The organism is Rhodoluna sp., assembly GCF_024641065.1.
In the GTDB taxonomy this organism is placed as follows: domain Bacteria; phylum Actinomycetota; class Actinomycetes; order Actinomycetales; family Microbacteriaceae; genus Rhodoluna.
Genome location: NZ_JAHEDV010000022.1, coordinates 1,581 through 2,815, shown reverse-complemented (window position 1 = coordinate 2,815; position 1,235 = coordinate 1,581). Strand labels below are relative to the sequence as shown.

Annotated in this window: 2 protein-coding genes; one reads left to right on the top strand and one right to left on the bottom strand. The window is 51.7% G+C overall.

Annotated elements, in window-relative coordinates; all coding sequences use genetic code 11:
- Positions 1-1,019, top strand: a 1,019-nt coding sequence (locus tag Q0L26_RS05685) for a sucrose phosphorylase (RefSeq protein ID WP_296648569.1), incomplete at its 5' end; no start/stop codon positions are given.
- 13 nt (positions 1,020-1,032) lie between these two features.
- Here the strand turns inward: Q0L26_RS05685 and Q0L26_RS05680 are convergent.
- Positions 1,033-1,235: hypothetical protein (locus Q0L26_RS05680; RefSeq protein ID WP_296648567.1), on the bottom strand; the 203-nt coding region annotated here is incomplete at its 5' end.

The window sequence follows — 1,235 nt, the reverse complement described above, 5'->3', positions numbered from 1 at the left end:
GGACCACCTTTATGCCTTCGCAGGTTGACATCGATATCAAGCACGATGCCGGCAAGGCCTACCTGGTTCGCATTCTTGAAGCGTTGAAGTCTGGTGGCGTGAAGGTTGTTCGTCTTGATGCGGTTGGTTACGCGGTTAAGACTCCGGGCACCGACTCATTCATGACCAAAGAGACCTTGGATTTCGTAAAAGAAATTTCAGAGTTGATTCACTCCTACGACATGCGCGTTCTGGTTGAGGTGCACGCGCACTACACCCAGCAGTTAGACATTGCACCGCTGGTTGATTTGATTTACGACTTCCAGACTGCGCCACTGCTTTTGCACTCGCTATTCACCGGAACCGTTGATCGCCTTGGCGACTGGTTCAAGATTCGCCCAAACAACTGCTTGAACGTGCTTGACACTCACGACGGTTACGGGGTGATTGATGGCGGCCCAATCGGCGAGCGCCCTGGTTTGATTACTCAGGACGAGATGGCAAACATCTTTAAGGTTGCAGAAAAGAACACCGATGGTCACTCGGCAATTGCCTCTGTGATTCCACAGTGGTTCACACTGCCACACCAGATCAATGCAACTTTGCCAAACATTGTTAAGAACGACACCGGTTATGTAATCATGCGTGCGGTGCAGTTCTTCTTGCCGGGAGAGCCACAGGTTTACTACGTTGGTTTGTTCAACGGCATGGATGACCGCGATCTTTTTGCCCGTTCTGGTCAGGGGCGCGACACCAACCGTCACAACTACACACCTGCAGAAATTCAAGAGGCGCTTCAGCAGCCAGTTACTCAGGCCATCATTGCTTTGGCTCGTGTGCGTAAGCACGATGCGTTCAACGGTGAGTTCAGCTGGGGAATCATCGATGCCGAGACAATGCGTCTTGAGTGGAAGAACGGTGACGCAATTTTGTCACTTGAGTTCAAGACCACGGTTGATGCGCCAAGCTTTGTGGTTGAGGCAACTGCCGATGGCGGCGTGCGTCGCTTCACCAGCGTTGAGGAATTAGCTAAGTACTAGTTTTGAGCTGGGCCTAAGCCTTAGATTTGCGAGCGGCGATTTTGCCGAAAAGCTTCATCAGGTTTGGCACTACTAGGTAGACCGCCAGTGGCACCACAATCAGCGTCAGCACAAAGACCTTCAAGATTGGGTGTGCGTCACCCATTGCCGGAATCACAGTAATGAACCCAAGGGTTACAAGAGGGAAGATCGCCAACCATGTAATCAGGGCGCGAA